Source organism: Lutimaribacter saemankumensis (genome assembly GCF_900100005.1).
In the GTDB taxonomy this organism is placed as follows: domain Bacteria; phylum Pseudomonadota; class Alphaproteobacteria; order Rhodobacterales; family Rhodobacteraceae; genus Lutimaribacter; species Lutimaribacter saemankumensis.
In genome coordinates this window covers 870,275-887,034 of record NZ_FNEB01000001.1, presented here as the reverse complement: position 1 = coordinate 887,034, position 16,760 = coordinate 870,275, and the positions used below count along the sequence as shown (strand labels likewise).

The window sequence follows — 16,760 nt, the reverse complement described above, 5'->3', positions numbered from 1 at the left end:
ATGAGTGACCTGGACAAGACGCCGTCCGTGCGAATGAAACCCTGGCTGCGGGTTTTGCTGTTTGCTTCGCTTGCGTTGAACCTGGCAGTCGTTGGGCTTTTCGCGGGCGCGGCCTGGCGGCATGGCTACCATGACCGCGACCGCAGCCCCCGGACCGACCGCATCAGCGTCGCCTATATCCGTGCCCTGGGCGAGGACGACCGCCGCGCCATCCGCGACGCCATGCGCGCCGAACTGCCCGACCGGCAGGCATTGCGGGCCGAATTGCGTTCCAGCTTCGGTGCAATCCTGGAAACCCTGCGGGCCGATGCGTTCGACCGCGATGCGTTGGCCGCCCAGATCGCGGCGCAGTTCGCCATCGGCTCGGATATCCAGTCCACCGCCCGGTCGCTGATGCTGGACCGGGTCGCGGCCATGACCCCGCAGGAACGCCGCGCCTTCGCCGACCGGCTGGAACAGGAACTGCAAAGGGTCAGCAGGCACGGCGGCAAGCGGGACGGCATGCACCATCGCGACTAGGCGGCGGATTGCTCGGCCAGCGTGACGGTGTTGCGCCCGCAGGATTTCGCCGAATAAAGCGCGCGATCCGCTTGTTCCAGAAGGGCCTCGCCGGATGGGACGGCGCTTGTGTGACCGCTCATGGCGAGACCCACGCTGACGGTCTGGCGGATGGTGGCCGGGCATCCCGCGACGGGTATCGGGGATTTCCCGACGGCGCGGCAGAGCATGCGGGCCGCAGCCTGTGCGTCGTGGCACGACAGTCGCGGCATTGCGATCAGAAACTCCTCGCCGCCGATGCGCGCCAGCAAATCGCCGGGCCGCAGGGCGGTGCGCAGTCTTTGCGCCACCTTCTTCAGAACGGCATCGCCCGCCGCGTGACCGAAGCGGTCGTTCACCGATTTGAAATGATCGAGGTCCGCTATCATGACGGCAAGGCTTTCGCCGTGGTCGCACGCCTCTTGCGCCATCCGTCCCAGTTGGGGCAGGGCGTGACGGCGATTGTAAAGACCTGTCAGCGGGTCCGTCACGGCGGCGCGCAACCCGTCATGCACCGTGTCGCGCAGCCGGTCTGCGCGGCGTTTCCCGACGATCAACCTTTCCAGCCGGAGATCGAGTTCGGCCTTCGGGCCCGCAAGCGCCATCGCGTCGTTCGCGCCGTGATCCAAAGCTTCGGCCATCAACGCGTCGTCGTCCTCGGCAAGCAACGCCATGATGGCGAGATTGCGGGTTTCCGGCTGGGCGCGCAGCGCGGCGATGACGTGCATGCCGTTGTCGTCAGCGGCATTCGACAGCAGAACGATCCCCAGGTCCGGCCGGCCGCGCCTGTTACTTGAGCGCAGAAGATCCAGCCCCTGAGCCCTGTCCACTCGGTGTATCAACCTGTCATTCAACGATCCGGCCAGCAGGTTCGCGCGCTGTTCGGGGCCACCGATTATGGCGATGCGGCCGGGGCCGTGAAAGCCCTGCGCCGCCTCGGAAAGCCCAAGTGCGCGGTTGCTTCCTTCGCGCAGGCGCAGTTCTTCCATCCCGCCGGTGGCGCGCAGAAGGCAGCGGATGCGCGATAACAGAAGCGCCTCGTTCAACGGCCGTTCCAGAACGACATCCGCGCCGGCCTGCAACGCGTCAAGGCGCTGGCAGGTATCCAGCGTCCGGGCCACCATGATGATCGGCAGCGTTCCCGCGGGATGGCGGGCGCGTATCCGCTGGCAAAGCGCGATGCCCGGCATGTCGGGCAGGTCGGCGGCGATGATCGCCAGCGATGGCGCGCCATTGTTCAGATGCCCGATGGCGTCGCGTCCGCTTGCGGCCTGCTCGACGTCGAAGAACGCGGCGGCAAGCCGCGCCCGCAGGACGATACGATTGGTGGACACGGAGTCAACGATCAGTACACGGCCTGGCATGGCAGAGACCCGCAGCTTGCAATTTCAACGCGCTCAGTCTTTATGGCGAGAGGTTAAGAAAACCTTTCCGGGATCGTTCAAATTGTCCTACTCGCGCGAATCCGCCGAAACCCTTGCACTGACCGCCCTTGGCTGGCTGGCGGCCCATGACGACCTGCTTCCGGTGTTCATGGGATCGACCGGGATGAGCGAGGCAGACCTGCGCGAACGCGCGGCCGATCCCGACTTTCTCGGGGCGGTGCTGGATTTCCTGATGATGGACGATTCCTGGATCGTGCGTTTCTGCGACGATACCGGCACGCCCTATGACGGGCCGGGGCAGGCGCGCGCCGTGCTGCCCGGCGGCGAGCAGGTGCATTGGACCTGATCAGAGCGTCTTGAGCGCCGCACCGTCGGGGCCGCGCAGCTTGGTCAGCAGGCGTTTGAGCTCTTCTTCCTCGCCGGCGTCAAGCTGTCCGGCCATGATCGCGGCGTTTTCCCGTGCAAACGGGGTGGCATCGCGGATCGCGGTGCAGCCCTTTTCGGTCAGCTCGACCCGCCTGGTGCGTTTGTCTTCGGTGCCGGACGACCGGGCAAGCAAGCCGTCGTCTTCCATGTGGCGCAGGGCGCGGCTGGTGGCGGTGCGGTCGATTCCCACGAATTCCGCGATGTCCGAGGGCTGGCTCAGCCCCTCGTTGCCGACGGCCAACAGGATGCACCACGTCGTGCGTGTCAGTCCCAGGGTGCGCAACTGTTCGTCCAGCCGCCGTTCCTGCAGGCGGGCGGCGATGGACAGGTGATAGCCCAAAGACTGATGCAACCGGTAAGGCGTGGTATCCTTCATGCCGCCAAAAGGGCGCGAAGCGGCCGGGAAAGTCAAGCGGAGGGCTTGCCGCCGGGGCGCCTTGTGCCCAGATTGGCGGCAGGCAAGACGGGCGGGGCGGGATGGACATCGCAGGAATACTTTTCGACAAGGACGGCACGCTGTTCGATTTCGGTGCGACGTGGAACGGCTGGGCCGCCACCGTGATCGGGGAGCTTGCCCAGGGCGATACGGATCGGGCGCGGGCCCTGGCGGATGCGGCGCGTTTCGATCTGGAGGCACAGCAGTTCCACCCGGACAGCCCCGTGATCGCGGGCACCAACCGCGAGGCGGCAGAATGCCTGGCCAGCGCGCTTCCCAACCGCAGTCTGACCGAGATCGAAGCCCTTCTGACCGAAAAGGCGGCGCTGGCGCCGCTGGCGCCGGCGGTGGATCTTGTGCCCTTTCTGACCTCACTGGCAGGGCGCGGATTGCGGCTGGGCGTGATGACCAACGACACCGAATACGCAGCCCATGCGCATTTGGGGGCGGTTGGCGTTGCCGGGCATTTCGACTTCATTGCCGGCTTCGACAGTGGATTTGGCGCCAAGCCCGCGCCCGAACCTCTTCTGGCGTTTGCCCGCGCGATGAACCTTGCGCCCGGGCAAGTCGCGATGGTGGGCGACAGCGCCCATGACCTGATCGCGGGGCGCGCTGCGGGTATGCGCACGGTGGGCGTGCTGACCGGCCTGGCGCAGGCGCATGAACTGGCGCCGCTGGCCGACGTGGTGCTGCCGGATATCGGTCATCTGCCCGCATGGCTGGGGCATTGAGCGCCGCTTTTCTGTCTGAAACCGACTGAATCCGTCGCGATCCGGCAGGATCGGGGTCTGGCTGCGTGATCTGCTGGATTCACCATCCAGCACAGGAGCGCATGACATGGCGGACGGGGCGACAGCGACACGCAGAAAGCGCGGTGGCGGACGGGCAGGCAACGCGGCCCGTCGCGGCACCGCAGTCATCGAACAGAGCCCCTGGCGCATTCCGGTCAACATAGATCGTCCGATCGAACCGCTGACGCCGGAGGGTGTCGAGGCAATCCACAATGCCGCGATGGAGATTCTCGAAGAGATCGGTATCGAGTTCCTGCACGACGACGCGCTTGCCATCCTGCGCGAGGCTGGGTGCACCATCGACGGGCAGAACGTGCGCATGGGCCGCGATTTCGTCATGGAAATGGTCGCAAAGGCACCGGCCGAGTTCACAATCACGCCGCGCAACCCCGATCACACGATCACGATCGGCGGCAAGGCCATCCTGTTCGGCAACGTGTCGTCCCCGCCCAATTACTGGGACATGGAACTTGGCCGCAAGCTGCCCGGCACGCGCGAGATGTGCCAGAACCTGCTGAAGCTGACGCAGTATTTCAACTGCATCCATTTCGCCGGCGGATACCCGGTCGAGCCGGTCGATATCCACGCCAGCGTCCGGCATCTCGATGTGCTCTATGACAAGCTGACGCTGACCGACAAGGCGATGCATGCCTACAGTCTTGGCAAGGAACGCGTCGAGGACGTGATGGAGATGGTGCGTATCGCCGGCGGGCTGAGCCACGAGGAATTCGAAGCCACGCCGCGGATGTACACCAATATCAACTCGACCTCGCCGCTGAAACATGACGAGCCGATGTTGGATGGCTGGATGCGAATGGCGCGGCGCGGGCAGGGGCTGGTGGTGACGCCCTTCACGCTTGCGGGCGCAATGGCCCCGGTGACGATGGCGGGTGCGGTGGCGCAATCGCTGGCCGAGGCGCTGTGCGCAATCGCGCTGGCGCAGTATATCCGCCCCGGCGTGCCCTGCGTGATCGGCACCTTCACGTCGAATGTCGACATGAAATCCGGCGCGCCCGCCTTTGGCACGCCGGAATACATGCGCGCCACGCAAATGACCGGGCAGATGGCGCGGTTCTATGGCCTGCCGTTGCGGTCGTCGGGCGTGTGCGCGGCCAACGTGCCGGACGGACAGGCGATGTGGGAGACATCGAACAGCCTGTGGGCCGCGGTGCAGTCGGGCACCAACATGATCTATCACGCCGCTGGCTGGCTCGAAGGTGGGCTGATCGCGTCGCCCGAGAAATTCGTCATGGATTGCGAGGTGATCCAGCAGATCCAGCGCTACATGGAACCCGAAATCCTCGACACCTCGCCCGAGGCGCTAGCGGTCGATGCGATCCGCGAAGTGGGCGCGGGCGGCCATTTCTTCGGCATCCAGCACACGCAGGACCGCTATACCGCCGCTTTCTATCAGCCCTTCCTGTCGGACTGGCGCAATTTCGAGGCATGGGAGGCCGCCGGCGCGGTCTGGACGCCGGAACGGGCGCACCGGATCTACAAGGACATCGTCGGCGCCTTCGAGCCGCCGGCGATGGATGACGGCATCCGTGACGAGCTGGCCGATTTCGTGGCCCGCCGCAAGGCCGAGGGCGGCGCGCCGACGGATTTCTGAACCCGAAGAAACCTTTCGAATTGAAGGTATTGACGGAATATTAACGTGCAGTGCCCTAACCTTTGCCCGGAGTTGTGGGAAAGGAAGGGGAATGCACGGGCTGATCAACCGCGCGATCGAATGTTTCGTGCGCGATACCTATGGCGATGCGTGCTGGGACGGTGTCGTGCGTGCTGCGGCACTGGATGCCGACCGGTTCGAGGCGATGCTGCGTTATGACACCGCGCTGACATGGCGGGTGCTGGACGCGATCACCGGCACGCTTGGCAAATCGCGCGATGACGTGCTCGAAGATATCGGCACGTACCTTGTCTCGCACCCCAACACCGAGGCGTTGCGCCGATTGCTGCGTTTCGGCGGCGTGGGGTTTGTCGATTTCCTGCATTCGCTGGATGAATTGCCCGACCGCGCGCGCCTTGCGGTCGACGACCTCGATCTGCCGCAACTGGAGCTTCGCGAGTGCGGCGATGGAAAATTCGTCTTGAACCTGCGGTCCGAGCTGCCGGGTTTCGGCCATGTCATGATGGGGGTCTTGCGGGCGATGGCGGACGATTACGGCGCGCTCGTGATGCTTGAATATGACGGCAGGTGCGGCGGGTCCGAGAATATAACGATCTCTCTCGTCGAAACCGCCTATGCCGAAGGGCGCAGCTTTCATCTCGGGGCACAGGCCGGATGAAGATGCAGCTCGAAGATGCCGCCGCGGTGCTGAATGTGCTCTGCCCGATGCATGTCATTCTTTCAGATGACGGTACCGTTCTGCATTCCGGGGCGACGCTGCAAAAGCTTTGCCATGGCAGAACGCTGGACGGGTCGCAGTTTTTCAAGGTGTTCGACCTGCGGCGCCCGCGCGACATGCGCTCGATCGCCGATCTGCGGCGCGCGGCCGGCCAGAAACTGCACCTGCAGCTCCGCGAGGCGCCGCATACCGGGCTGAAAGGGGTCGCGGTGCCCTGGGCGCATGGCGCAGTGGTAAACCTGTCTTTCGGTATCTCGATCCTCGATGCGGTACGTGACCATGCGCTGACCAGCGCCGATTTCGCAGCCACCGACATGACCGTTGAAATGCTGTACCTGGTCGAGGCAAAATCCGCCGCGATGGAGGCGAGCCGCAAGCTGAACCAGCGGCTTCAGGGCGCCCGGATCGCGGCCGAGGAACAGGCCTTTACCGACACTCTGACCGGGCTCAAGAACCGCCGTGCCTTGGCTCATGTGCTGCGGCGGTTGAGCAGCGGGCCAACGGGGTTCGCGCTGATGCATCTCGATCTCGATTTCTTCAAGGCCGTCAACGACACGCTGGGTCATCCCGCGGGCGACCATGTGCTGCAGGAGGTCGCGCGCATCCTGGTCGAAGAGACCCGCGATTCCGATACCGTGTCGCGCGTCGGCGGGGACGAATTCGTGCTGGTGCTGCCGGGCCGGACCGAGCCCGCCCGGCTGGACGCGATCGCGCACCGGATCATCACGCGCCTGCAACAGCCGATTCCCTTCGAGGGGCAGGTCTGCCGCATTTCTGGCAGCATCGGCACCAGCCTGTCGGATCACTACGATCCGCCCGATCCAGACCGCATGATGGCCGATGCCGACCTCGCGCTCTATGCCTCCAAACGCCAGGGCCGGGCGCGCCATTCGTTTTTCAAACCGGGCGACCGGGCCGGGGCCACATGATTGCCGCGGACTGGGAATGGCCTGCCACCGGATGCCATGAGCTCATGCAACGAAGCCGGACGAAACAATGCCCGGATCAGCGCGGTTGTTCAGATTTCAGGAAAAGTGGCAGCCCGTAGGGGAATCGAACCCCTCTTTCCAGGTTGAAAACCTGGCGTCCTAACCGATAGACGAACGGGCCACTCTTGGTGTGCGCGGTGTTTAGAAAATGCAGTCGGGCAGCGCAAGGGGTAAAATCATGCCGGTGCAGAAAATTTTCAACGCCAATCGCGACAGGATCAGCCGGTCGCACGCGCGGCGTCTTCCAGGCGGAGTTGCGCGCTCCGGCGGCCGCCCCATTCGTTGATCTCGACCCGCCCGGCAAGGTGGAATCGCGCGCCGCCATGCCCTTCGAGCGCGGCGCCCAGCGGGCCGTCGAACGCACCAAAGCAGATCGCGTCCATCACCGGGCCCGAGGCATCGCCGAAGCTGAGTTTCAGATGCGATGCGCCCACGCGCTTGGCGAATCTGATGGCCATGTCGGGAAAGGCATGACGCGGGGCAGGGGCGCCCGCGCCGAACGGGCCTGCGGATTCCAGAAGGTCCACGAGGTCGGGCGTGGCCGCACCCGGCATCAGCATACCATCTAGGCGCAGATCGGCGGGGCCAGCCTGGCCCGCGCCCTGTTTGGCCAGCAACTCGGACAGGCGCGCCATGGCGGGTTCCAGCTGCGCGCGGTCGACGGTCAGTCCGGCGGCCATCTTGTGCCCGCCGCCCTTGATCAGCAGCCCCTCTGCGGTCAGCCTCTGGATCGCCGCGCCGAGGTCGACGCCGCTGACGGACCGGCCCGAACCCTTGCCTTCGTTTCCATCGAACCCGATGACGATGGCAGGGCGGTTGGTGGCCTCTTTCAGGCGGCTGGCGACGATGCCGACGACGCCGGGGTGCCAGCCTTCGCCGGCGGCCCAGACCAGCGGTGCATCCAGCCCGCGCGCCTCGGCCTGGGCCAGGGCGGCATCGCGAACCTCGGCTTCGATGTCGCGGCGTTCGGTGTTGAGCTGATCCAGCCGTTCGGCCCTGGCGATGGCCTCGGGCATGTTGGCGCAGGCCAGAAGGCGCGCGCCCAGGTCGGCGGCGCCGATCCGCCCGCCCGCATTCACACGCGGCCCCAGCAAAAAGCCCAGGTGATAAGCGCGGGGCGCGCTGTCCATCCGCGCCACATCGGCCAGCGCCACAAGGCCGGGCCGTTCGCGCCGGGCCATCACGCGCAGGCCCTGCCGCACCAGCGCGCGGTTGACGCCCACCAGCGGCGCCACATCGGCCACCGTGGCCAGCGCCACGAGGTCCAGAAGGCCCATCAGGTCGGGCCCCTGTGCGCCGTCGGCGCGCATCTGGCGGTTGGCCTCGACCAGCATCAGGAACACCACCGATGCTGCGCAGAGATGCGCCAGATCGCCGGTTTCGTCCTGGCGGTTGGGGTTCACGACGGCCAGGGCGGGCGGTAGAGTTTCGCCGCCCAGGTGGTGATCGAGGATCACCACATCCGCACCCTGCGCGGCGGCGATCGCGTCGTGGCTGAGCGTGCCACAGTCGACGCAGACGATCAGGTCGTGTCCTTCGGCCAGCATCCGCATGGCGGGTTCGTTGGGGCCGTACCCCTCGTCGATGCGGTCGGGCACATAGAGCGTGGCGGAAAGTCCTAGGGCCCGCAGCCACCAGATCAGCAGTGCGGCCGAGCTGCCGCCATCGACGTCATAGTCGGCGAAAATGGCGATGCGTTCGCGCCCGCGCACCGCCTGCAGGAAGCGGTGGGCGGCCTTTTCCATGTCGCGCAGACCGCGCGGATCGGGCAGAAGATCGCGCAGTTGCGGTTCGAGAAAGCTTTGCGCCTCTTCGGGGGCGACGCCGCGTCGGGCCAGCGTCAGGCAGATCGGCAGCGGCAGCGCGGTCTGCTGCGCCATCGCTTCGGCCAGGCGTTCGATCTCGGCGCCGGGGCCGACCCAGCGGCGCCCGGTCAACGAGGTTTCGACGCCGAGAAAACCCATGCCCGGATTATTCGACAGGGGTGCGATAGATCATCCGGCGGACCGATCCTGTACGCGAGCGCATGAGGATGGTTTCGGTTTCCACGAAGCCGGGGCTGCGCTTGATGCCGGACACGATCGAGCCGTCGGTGACGCCCGTCGCGGCAAAGATCACGTCCGAAGTGACCAGTTCGTCGCGGGTATAAACGCGGTCGAGATCGGTGATACCGGCCTTGGCGGCGCGCGCCTTTTCGTCGTCGTTGCGGAACACCAGCCGACCAAAGAACTGCCCGCCCATGCATTTCAGGGCCGATGCGGCCAGAACGCCCTCGGGTGCGCCGCCGGTGCCCATGTACATGTCGATGCCGGTTTTTTCGGCTTCGGCGCAGTGGATGACCCCGGCCACGTCACCATCGGTGATCAGCTTGATTGCCGCCCCGGTCGAGCGGACCTCGGCGATCATGTCCTGGTGGCGGGGGCGTTCCAGAATGCACACTGTAATGTCAGAGGGTTTGCACTTGCGTGCCTTGGCCAGCGCCTCGACCCGTTCTTTCGGGGACATGTCCAGGCTGACGACGTTCTCGGGATAACCGGGCCCGATGGCCAACTTGTCCATGTAGGTGTCGGGGGCATGCAGCAGGGTGCCGCGCGGCGCCATCGCGATCACGGTCAGGGCGTTCGGCATGGCCTTGGCGGTAAGTGTCGTACCTTCCAGCGGATCGAGCGCGATATCGACGGCGGGGCCCGTACCGGTGCCGACCTCTTCACCGATATAGAGCATCGGTGCTTCGTCGCGTTCGCCTTCGCCGATCACCACCACGCCCTGGATGTCCAGCATGTTGAGCTGGTCACGCATCGCGTTCACCGCGGCCTGGTCGGCGGCTTTCTCATCGCCGCGGCCCACGAGAGCGGCGCTTGCGATGGCAGCCTGTTCGGCCACGCGGGCCAGGCCCAGTGAAAGCATACGGTCCTGGAAATCGGCCTTGTCGGTCATGATAAACTCTCCCTCGTGCGCCTGTCAGACGCTTTCGATACGCAGCGCGACCGGGCTTTCGGTCACGACGCCTGTTGCATCCATTGCGGCCAGCGCCTGATCCAGCGCGCCGCGGGTTGTCTTGTGCGTGACGATCAGAACCGGGGCCTGATCGTCGGCATGATCGTATTGCCGCATCCGGTGGATCGAGATGCCGGCATCGCCCAGAACGGTGGCGATTTTCGCCAGCGCGCCGGGTTTGTCGTGCAGCGCCATGCGCAGGTAATAGGGGGCGGGCACGGCAGCCGAGGCGCGCGGCGCGGTGGCAAGGGTCGCTGCGGGTTGCCCGAAGACGGGCAGGCGCAGGCCGCGCGCGATATCGCAGATGTCGCCCATCACGGCGCTTGCGGTCGGACCTTCGCCGGCGCCGGCCCCGCGCAGCACGATCTGGCCCACGTCCGAGCCTTCGATCACCACCATGTTCGTGCCGCCTTCGAGCTGGCCCAGGGGCGAGTGCGCGGGCACAAGGCAGGGCGCCATGCGCTGTTCCAGGCCACGGCCCGTCATCTGGGCCACGCCCAGCAGCTTGATCCGATAGCCCATGTCGGCGGCATGGCGGATATCCTCGATCTTGACGCAGCCGATGCCTTCGATCTCGACCCCGTCGAAATCGACACGCGTGCCGAAGGCCAGGGCCGACAGGATCGCCAGTTTGTGTGCAGCGTCTATGCCGCCCACGTCCAGTTCTGGATCTGCCTCGAGATAGCCAAGGGCGTTGGCCTCGTCGAACACCTCTTCATAGGTCAGGCCCGCGCTTTCCATGCGGGTCAGGATGTAGTTGCATGACCCGTTCATCACGCCCATGACGCGGGTGATCTCGTTTCCGGCCAGCCCTTCGCCCAGTGCCTTGATAACCGGGATGCCGCCCGCGACCGCCGCTTCGTAACGCAGGGCGCGGCCGTTTTCTTCGGCCAGTCCGGCCAGCAACTGGCCGTGAACGGCCAGCATCGCCTTGTTGGCGGTGACCACGTCCTTGCCCGCGGCCAGCGCGGCCTCGGTCGCGGCCTTGGCGGGGCCGTCCGAGCCCCCCATCAGTTCGACGAACACGTCGACATCATCGCGTGTCGCCAGGGCGACGGGGTCGTCTTCCCATGCGTAGGACGAGATATTCACGCCGCGATCCTTGTCGCGGGTGCGGGCCGACACCGCGGAAATCGCGATCTCGCGGCCACAGCGGTTCTGCAGCAGCGCCGCCTGATGGCGAACCATCTTGACCACGCCGACACCAACGGTGCCCAGACCGGCAATGCCAAGACGCAAAGGGGTGCTCATCGGGGTCTCCGTCGGCTTGTTTCCATGGATCAGGGGCGATGTATCGGGATTGCGGGGGCCATGCAACGCGGCAATTGGCTTTTTCCGCCGCAGGCATCAACGGGCGCGGTCAGCGGGCCACACCCCCGGACATGCGTGTGCGTGTCTCGTCGTCGATAACATCGCTGCGCATGGCTTTCGCGCGGGCGCGCAACGCGGCAACGCGTGCTTCGATCGAAGCTTCGGTGTCTTCGGTGATCTGGTCGTCCGCGACCCGTGCCAGCAGCGGATCGAGAGGCACAAGCGCGGGGTAGGGCGTCTGCGGGTCGATATCGGCCGTACGCGCATCGAGTTCGGGAAAACGGGCGCAGGCCGTTGCGGACACGCTGGCGGCAAGAACAAACGGAAGGATGCGGCGCGGACTGGTCAAACTGGACCTCTTGCAGGTTTATGTCACCCTCATGCCCTTTGCGCGGGTTCAAGGCAAGCCGGGGCTTTTTTCTGAACGGATGTTCAGTTAAACAGGATGGCATGGCTCGTACCGCAGGTTCCCATTCCGAAACCACCGGCCCCCGCGTGCAGGAAGCGGCGCTGCGGCTGTTTGCGCGCCAGGGGTTCGCGGCCGTGTCGATGCGCCAGATCGCGGCCGAAGTCGGGGTGCAGGCGGGCGCTCTTTACAACTACACGCCGGACAAGCAATCGCTTTTGTTCGACCTGATGCGCGGGCATATGGATGCCCTTTTGGCCGAACGCGCCGCGCGGGGTGCGGGTGGGGACGCGGTTTCGCGCCTCGAAGAGTTCACGCGCTTTCATATCCGGTTCCATCTGGCACGGCCCGATGCGGTGTTCGTGTCCTACATGGAATTGCGCAATCTCAGCCCCGAAAACTTCGCGGTGATCGAAGGGTTGCGGCGCAGCTATGAAGACGAGTTGGAGGGGATTTTGCGCGATGGTGTGGCGGCGGGCCAGTTCGATGTGGCCGACACCAAGATCGCGACACTGGCGGTTATCGCCATGCTGACAGGGGTCACCACCTGGTATCGCGAGGCTGGCCGACTGAGCGTCACCGAGGTGGAAACGATCTATTGGGACATGGTTCGCAAGGCCGTGGCCGCCTGAACGGCGTTACGCGTCCGACCACCAGTCGCCCGGTTTGACGCGCTTGCCGCGCCCACGGTCAAGCCAGAGCGCCAGCTTGCGCATGGGCGACAGTGCAAGGCGCAGCCACAGCCGGTGCCTGCGTTTCGTGAAATCGCGGTTGAACGGGCAGACCCGCATGCAGATCGCGCAGTCCGATGCCAGCTTTGCCCAGAAGCCAAAGCATTTCTCTGCATCCGACGTCCATTTGCGCACACCTTGTATTGCCGAACGGTTGGGCCTGTCGGTCGAGGGCGGACCATAGGGCAGGGCCTTGACCGGACAGGCGTCGGCGCATTTCGTGCAGATGCTGCAAAAGGCCGCCACGCCCAGTTGTTTCGGGGTGTCATGGGTCAGTGGCAGGTTGGTGTAGATCTTGGAAAATCGCAGGCGCGGGCCGAATTGCGGGGTGATGACCATCTGGTTGCGGGCGTATTCGCCAAGCCCGGCCTTGAGCGCGTAGGGGATCACCAGTCCGGTGTCGTTCATCGAGGCAACGGCCTCGTAACCCAGGTTGCGGATATAGGCGGCCATTTGCATCGAAACCGCCGCTTCGTGGCTGTATTCCCGGCCCGTCGCGGCCCCTGCCAGCGCCGAAGGGTAGGTCGCGACCAAGCTTTCTTCCATCTGGTGGCCCAATACGATCACATGGGTGATACCCGGGGGCAGATCGTTCGGGGCGTCGGACATGTCGCGGGTGTCGACGCGGGCTGCATATTGCCAGCGCGGGTCGATGCCCGTGATGCCGCACAGATCCGCGCCAAAGAAGCGCGCGATGCGTTTGATCTCGGTGGACATTCTGCCTGTGTCGTCCACCGGAACGGGGTCGGGCGCGACGGGGGTGTCGGGCTGGATCGGGGCCTGGAACCCTTCGCGCAGGCCCTTGTCGGCGCTGCGTTCGGACACGATGTCCGAAATCAGCCACGCCGCGTTGCGCAGGGCGAAGTCGCGCTGCTGGAAACCATCGCCACGGCGTGGCGCGGCCTCCATCCGGTAAGAGGCGAAGAAGGCATCCGTTTTGGCGCTGCGTATGCCGTCGTCCCAGAAGGCGCGGGTAAAGATGTCGTCGCGCTGATGGAACGGGGCGAAGTCATCGGTCGTCACGATGCCGGCCTCGGCATCGCCGGGCTGTCGCGAATAGCTGTTCTTCGGCCATGTCATGGCGGGACGCTAGGCGAGGACCGTTGCCTTGTCCATCGCGCGGTGGCAAAGGGGGGCAAACCGGGAGGATGGCGGATGCAAAACGAGGTTCTGGCACGGGTCGAGCCGTCTGCGCTGCTGCGCTGGATCGGGCTGAGCGTGATCGCGACGCTGGGAGTGCTGCTGCTGTGGATGGGCGTCGCGGGCGCGCAGGTCGATGCGATCTGGCGGGTGGTGCTTGTCGCGCTTGGCTTTCTGTCGCTCGTGCTGGGTGTCCGCATGCACGCGGCCACCGCCGTCGGGCTGGTGCTGACGCGGGACGGGTTGCGCGACGGCAACGGTGTGGTGCTGGCGGATGCCGACGAGATCGAAGGCATCGAGCGCGGCGCCTTTGCCTTCAAGCCGTCCAAAGGCTTTGTTCTGGTTCTGAAAAAGGCAAAGCCCCGCGCATGGATGCCGGGGCTTTGGTGGCGCTGGGGGCGCCGTGTCGGTGTCGGGGGCGTCACGCCCGGCCATCAGACCAAGGCGATGGCCGAAGCGATCCAGACGTTGCTTTCCGATCGCGCTTAGGCGCTGTCCTTCCAGACAAGCTGCGGCGCGAAACGGGGCCGCGTGAACACGAAGTTGTAGAGATCCTGTTCGTCGATGCCCACGTTGAAGGGCGGATAGAACCGCGCCCAGGTTTCGACGACGATCAGGCGTTCCGTGTCCAGTACGTTTGGCAGTTTGGTTGCCATATTCTTGACTTCGGTGTTGGTCAGTTCCGGCACGCCGCCCTTGGTCTTGGACCAGTCCATCTGGAATTCTCCCTGGTCTTCATTCCAGCGAACCACGGTAACGCGTAGCTTGGACGCCGAACGCGACCGCGTCATGAGATCGAACAACTGGTGGGCCGAGGACAGGTAGTCTTCGGTCACGTAGTTGGTTTCGCGCGACAGCAGGTCACCGATTGTGTAGGCGGCCTTCACGTTCAGGCTGGCCTGGCGATAGCCGTCGAAATAGGCGTAGCCTACCATGGTCAGCCAGAACATCAGGGGCGCGCCGATCACCGCTTCGACCGTGACGGTGCCACGGGTATCGTCGCGGAAGTTGCGCAGGGCTGTTTTAAGTCGAGTAAGCAACATGATCGTTACCTCGGTTCCTGGACGAAGGCCGTCGTGGTCGTGACCGCGGCATAGCCTGCATTGTCCTTGGTGAGTTCCTTGCCGATCCCACTAAGCGGATAGTAGGGCTTGAACTTGGCGCAGGCGCGCAGGATCATCAGTTCGTTGCTGGCGCCATGCACGAAATTGCGGACCGGACGCACTTCTTCGGACTGGTCGGTGCAGTCGGGCACGACGGGCGGCGGCACGAAGTTTTCCGGATCGACCGAAATCATTTCGAGTTTGAGGTTGTTCTTGCAGTCCGGGACCATGACGGCCCGGTCGCAGATCAGATCCTTGATCTCGTCATGCTGCGGTGCGGTGCCCGTGCCAAGCCGGATGTCACGGACGGTCAGGTCCACCGCGCGCTCCAGCGTGGTCTGGCGCACCGAGATGATCGACATCTCGACCGCGGCAAGCAGCAGGAAGATGTAGAGCGGAAACCAGATGACGAATTCGATCGTCGAGTTTCCGCCCTCGTCCCGGTGAAACCGGATCAGGCGGTTGATTGCTGGCCGTGTCATTGTGTGAGCCTCAGCTTATTGATCTGCAAGCCAATCGACTTGAAGTCATCTTCGATAGTGTCGCCGTTGGCTTCGATGAAGTGGCTGGGTGAGGATGCGCAGTCGCGCATGACGTCGGCGCCGTGGCCGCTGACCTCGAAGGCGATAGTATAGACTTGGATGCCGCGTTCGTTTGCGATGTTACAAGTGTCAGCGGTCAGTCGGTCGCCTGTTGCCGGCTCATAGTACTTCAAGTACCAGTTGTTGTAGTGTTTTTTCACCTTCGTGTAGAGGTAGCCCCAGAAGTTGTTGTTGTTCCAATGAACATAGTGGCTTTCGTTCTTGTAGTACCAAGGGGCAATTCGATAAGACGACTGGTTTTCGCCATCGGTCATGAGGATAACGATCTTCAGAGTGTTTTCGTCCTCGAAAGACGCTGGACGTGCAGCGAAAGCGGAATCTGCCTGAGCCTTGGCGATCATGCCTTTAACTAGGTTATTCGAATCTGGGTCGAGCAAGGCGACACCCCACTTCATGCCCAGAAAAATCGAAGTACCGGCTCGACCAGTAAACTGGTCGATTTGATTTATCAGTTGTTCGGGATCTCGGCTAAATGTCGTTACCTCTGCCCAGCTATCCCGCGGGCAAACAGTGTTGGAAGTATCGAAGCGATCACCGTGATAGTTCCATTGATAATGTTGAACTTGTTCGAACTGGTGACCCTGGTTCAGCCAAGTCTGCTCCATGTGCCCGTCAGGTATCTCCACGCAATACGAGAAACCGTGCTTGTGGTGCTTCTTGGTATCGAGCAGCTCAAAGAGGTCTTTTCCGATATTTACATGCTCAGAATATGGAATGAGAGAAATGGACACATCGTCACCGCGTTCCCCGTATGAATCGCCCAAAACGGTCCTCACGAATGTCTTCGCGGCATTCTTCATGCTTTCCATTTTCGAGCTGCCCGCAGGCCCCATCGAACCTGACACGTCGAGAACCATGGAAATCTCAACATTCGGAATACGCTCCTCTGCTGCACCAGCCGCTGGTGCCGTAAGCGTTTTTATGCCTGCTAGGTGCATCAGTGTGGTTTTGAGTTCGATCTCCGCCTCAGCGTAGACGTTTCGAAAACCCAAACCCTCGGACGTTTGCACGCTGCTAAGGTAGTCACCCATGCCCGATTTGGCGAAGTAGTCCGCCACCACAGCCTCCGGTTCCAGTGTCTGATCGAGGTCGGCCGCAGCCAGAACCGCGCGGTCAAGCGTGGACTGAAGCTGGGTTCGCACCATCTCGTGGCGCATCATGTCGACGCCAAGCCCCCCAAGCATGAGGAACATCATCACCATCAAGATGTTTTGCGCGGTGATAATTCCGCTTTCATCGCGGCTGAAACGCCAAATGAATTGCATGGCGTCACGGGTGGAACGGCGCTTTTCAGCCGAGCCGAGGCCCATCACTACGTGTCCGTTTGCCATTTCAAGTACCTCTCTAGACCACATCACCGAATCGGACTCCGAGCGGATTCCTGCCGGTAGGCCTTAGCCTATGGATAGGAGTTGTGGCTGAATTGGGGCGTAAAATGTGGCGAGATTCGAGCATTGTCGCTGCAGTCGCGCGAATGCCTTTTTTCCTGCTTCAACCTGTGCTTGGGTGGAAACGGATGCACAATCGGTTTCCATCTTCGACCGAAAAAATGGAC

At 63.9% G+C, this 16,760-nt stretch carries 18 protein-coding genes and 1 tRNA gene; 8 read left to right on the top strand and 11 right to left on the bottom strand.

The genetic code is table 11. The annotated features are described in order from the left end of the window. Positions 1–519 carry a periplasmic heavy metal sensor gene (locus BLT50_RS04385; RefSeq protein WP_090026783.1) on the top strand — a complete coding sequence of 173 codons (519 nt, stop codon included), beginning with the start codon at positions 1–3 and terminating at the stop codon, positions 517–519. On the opposite strand, the gene BLT50_RS04380 is transcribed toward BLT50_RS04385, so the two are convergent. Beyond that, entirely contained in the window at positions 516–1,901 is a 1,386-nt protein-coding gene (locus BLT50_RS04380; protein WP_090026781.1) for a diguanylate cyclase, read from the bottom strand. The two genes, BLT50_RS04385 and BLT50_RS04380, sit on opposite strands and share 4 nt — an antisense overlap. Before the next feature lie 82 nt (positions 1,902–1,983). Between BLT50_RS04380 and BLT50_RS04375 the strand changes: the two genes are divergently transcribed. Continuing rightward, the gene (locus tag BLT50_RS04375; RefSeq protein WP_175491390.1) at positions 1,984–2,268 is read left to right on the top strand and encodes a DUF3572 domain-containing protein; all 285 of its coding nucleotides are present in this window, start codon (positions 1,984–1,986) and stop codon (positions 2,266–2,268) included. On the opposite strand, the gene BLT50_RS04370 is transcribed toward BLT50_RS04375, so the two are convergent. After that, positions 2,269–2,724, bottom strand: coding sequence for a MarR family winged helix-turn-helix transcriptional regulator (locus BLT50_RS04370; RefSeq protein WP_090026776.1), 456 nt, complete (start codon positions 2,722–2,724; stop codon positions 2,269–2,271). A 101-nt stretch (positions 2,725–2,825) separates the two neighbouring features. Here BLT50_RS04370 and BLT50_RS04365 point away from each other — a divergent pair, with 101 nt between their 5' ends. The 4 genes from BLT50_RS04365 (at position 2,826) to BLT50_RS04350 (ending at position 6,855) form a co-directional block, all read left to right on the top strand. Continuing rightward, entirely contained in the window at positions 2,826–3,515 is a 690-nt protein-coding gene (locus BLT50_RS04365; protein WP_090026774.1) for an HAD family hydrolase, read from the top strand. Positions 3,516–3,621: 106 nt separating this feature from the next. Next, positions 3,622–5,187 (top strand): trimethylamine methyltransferase family protein, encoded by a 1,566-nt coding sequence (locus BLT50_RS04360; RefSeq protein ID WP_090026773.1) that lies wholly within the window; start codon positions 3,622–3,624, stop codon positions 5,185–5,187. Between the two features lie 91 nt (positions 5,188–5,278). After that, positions 5,279–5,866: a heme NO-binding domain-containing protein gene (locus tag BLT50_RS04355; protein ID WP_090026771.1), complete on the top strand. Its 588-nt coding sequence runs from the start codon at positions 5,279–5,281 to the stop codon at positions 5,864–5,866. Continuing rightward, positions 5,863–6,855: a GGDEF domain-containing protein gene (locus tag BLT50_RS04350; protein ID WP_090026769.1), complete on the top strand. Its 993-nt coding sequence runs from the start codon at positions 5,863–5,865 to the stop codon at positions 6,853–6,855. Before BLT50_RS04355 ends, BLT50_RS04350 begins: the two co-directional genes overlap by 4 nt. Before the next feature lie 106 nt (positions 6,856–6,961). Here the strand turns inward: BLT50_RS04350 and BLT50_RS04345 are convergent. From BLT50_RS04345 to BLT50_RS04325, 5 genes are all read right to left on the bottom strand, one after another. Further along, a tRNA-Glu gene (locus BLT50_RS04345) sits at positions 6,962–7,036 on the bottom strand. 97 nt (positions 7,037–7,133) lie between these two features. Next, complete coding sequence (gene recJ / locus BLT50_RS04340; RefSeq protein ID WP_090026767.1) at positions 7,134–8,879, bottom strand: single-stranded-DNA-specific exonuclease RecJ; 1,746 nt, start codon at positions 8,877–8,879, stop codon at positions 7,134–7,136. A gap of 7 nt (positions 8,880–8,886) precedes the next feature. Further along, the gene (gene glpX / locus BLT50_RS04335) at positions 8,887–9,852 is read right to left on the bottom strand and encodes a class II fructose-bisphosphatase (RefSeq protein ID WP_090026765.1); all 966 of its coding nucleotides are present in this window, start codon (positions 9,850–9,852) and stop codon (positions 8,887–8,889) included. A 24-nt stretch (positions 9,853–9,876) separates the two neighbouring features. Then, a complete protein-coding gene (locus tag BLT50_RS04330) occupies positions 9,877–11,163 on the bottom strand; it encodes a homoserine dehydrogenase (protein ID WP_090027096.1) in 1,287 nt (428 codons plus the stop codon). Between the two features lie 109 nt (positions 11,164–11,272). Further along, on the bottom strand, positions 11,273–11,572 hold the full coding sequence (locus BLT50_RS04325; protein ID WP_245723273.1) for a hypothetical protein: 300 nt from the start codon (positions 11,570–11,572) through the stop codon (positions 11,273–11,275). A gap of 101 nt (positions 11,573–11,673) precedes the next feature. Between BLT50_RS04325 and BLT50_RS04320 the strand changes: the two genes are divergently transcribed. Then, a complete protein-coding gene (locus BLT50_RS04320; RefSeq protein ID WP_090026763.1) occupies positions 11,674–12,261 on the top strand; it encodes a TetR/AcrR family transcriptional regulator in 588 nt (195 codons plus the stop codon). Positions 12,262–12,267: 6 nt separating this feature from the next. Here BLT50_RS04320 and BLT50_RS04315 read toward each other — a convergent pair whose 3' ends face one another. Next, positions 12,268–13,440 (bottom strand): 4Fe-4S double cluster binding domain-containing protein, encoded by a 1,173-nt coding sequence (locus BLT50_RS04315; RefSeq protein ID WP_090026762.1) that lies wholly within the window; start codon positions 13,438–13,440, stop codon positions 12,268–12,270. Between the two features lie 75 nt (positions 13,441–13,515). On the opposite strand from BLT50_RS04315, the gene BLT50_RS04310 reads away from it, so the two are divergent. Further along, positions 13,516–13,989, top strand: a complete 474-nt coding sequence (locus BLT50_RS04310) for a hypothetical protein (protein WP_090026760.1) — start codon at positions 13,516–13,518, stop codon at positions 13,987–13,989. Here BLT50_RS04310 and BLT50_RS04305 read toward each other — a convergent pair. From BLT50_RS04305 to BLT50_RS04295, 3 genes are read right to left on the bottom strand one after another with little or no spacing between them, the layout of a single operon-like run. Next, positions 13,986–14,543: a TadE/TadG family type IV pilus assembly protein gene (locus BLT50_RS04305; protein WP_090026758.1), complete on the bottom strand. Its 558-nt coding sequence runs from the start codon at positions 14,541–14,543 to the stop codon at positions 13,986–13,988. The genes BLT50_RS04310 and BLT50_RS04305 overlap by 4 nt on opposite strands. A 5-nt stretch (positions 14,544–14,548) precedes the next feature. Continuing rightward, positions 14,549–15,085 (bottom strand): TadE/TadG family type IV pilus assembly protein, encoded by a 537-nt coding sequence (locus BLT50_RS04300; protein WP_090026756.1) that lies wholly within the window; start codon positions 15,083–15,085, stop codon positions 14,549–14,551. Beyond that, positions 15,082–16,515, bottom strand: coding sequence for a VWA domain-containing protein (locus BLT50_RS04295; protein WP_090026754.1), 1,434 nt, complete (start codon positions 16,513–16,515; stop codon positions 15,082–15,084). Before BLT50_RS04295 ends, BLT50_RS04300 begins: the two co-directional genes overlap by 4 nt. Positions 16,516–16,760: the final 245 nt, after the last annotated feature.

Excerpts from the sequence above, each read along its gene's own strand:
- BLT50_RS04385 (WP_090026783.1), top strand. The coding sequence starts at position 1 with ATGAGTGACCTGGACAAGACGCCGTCCGTGCGAATGAAACCCTGGCTG.
- BLT50_RS04380 (WP_090026781.1), bottom strand. The coding sequence starts at position 1,901 with ATGCCAGGCCGTGTACTGATCGTTGACTCCGTGTCCACCAATCGTATC.
- BLT50_RS04370 (WP_090026776.1), bottom strand. The coding sequence starts at position 2,724 with ATGAAGGATACCACGCCTTACCGGTTGCATCAGTCTTTGGGCTATCAC.
- BLT50_RS04365 (WP_090026774.1), top strand. The coding sequence starts at position 2,826 with ATGGACATCGCAGGAATACTTTTCGACAAGGACGGCACGCTGTTCGAT.
- BLT50_RS04360 (WP_090026773.1), top strand. The coding sequence starts at position 3,622 with ATGGCGGACGGGGCGACAGCGACACGCAGAAAGCGCGGTGGCGGACGG.
- BLT50_RS04355 (WP_090026771.1), top strand. The coding sequence starts at position 5,279 with ATGCACGGGCTGATCAACCGCGCGATCGAATGTTTCGTGCGCGATACC.
- BLT50_RS04350 (WP_090026769.1), top strand. The coding sequence starts at position 5,863 with ATGAAGATGCAGCTCGAAGATGCCGCCGCGGTGCTGAATGTGCTCTGC.
- recJ (WP_090026767.1), bottom strand. The coding sequence starts at position 8,879 with ATGGGTTTTCTCGGCGTCGAAACCTCGTTGACCGGGCGCCGCTGGGTC.
- glpX (WP_090026765.1), bottom strand. The coding sequence starts at position 9,852 with ATGACCGACAAGGCCGATTTCCAGGACCGTATGCTTTCACTGGGCCTG.
- BLT50_RS04330 (WP_090027096.1), bottom strand. The coding sequence starts at position 11,163 with ATGAGCACCCCTTTGCGTCTTGGCATTGCCGGTCTGGGCACCGTTGGT.
- BLT50_RS04320 (WP_090026763.1), top strand. The coding sequence starts at position 11,674 with ATGGCTCGTACCGCAGGTTCCCATTCCGAAACCACCGGCCCCCGCGTG.
- BLT50_RS04315 (WP_090026762.1), bottom strand. The coding sequence starts at position 13,440 with ATGACATGGCCGAAGAACAGCTATTCGCGACAGCCCGGCGATGCCGAG.
- BLT50_RS04310 (WP_090026760.1), top strand. The coding sequence starts at position 13,516 with ATGCAAAACGAGGTTCTGGCACGGGTCGAGCCGTCTGCGCTGCTGCGC.
- BLT50_RS04305 (WP_090026758.1), bottom strand. The coding sequence starts at position 14,543 with ATGTTGCTTACTCGACTTAAAACAGCCCTGCGCAACTTCCGCGACGAT.
- BLT50_RS04300 (WP_090026756.1), bottom strand. The coding sequence starts at position 15,085 with ATGACACGGCCAGCAATCAACCGCCTGATCCGGTTTCACCGGGACGAG.
- BLT50_RS04295 (WP_090026754.1), bottom strand. The coding sequence starts at position 16,515 with ATGGGCCTCGGCTCGGCTGAAAAGCGCCGTTCCACCCGTGACGCCATG.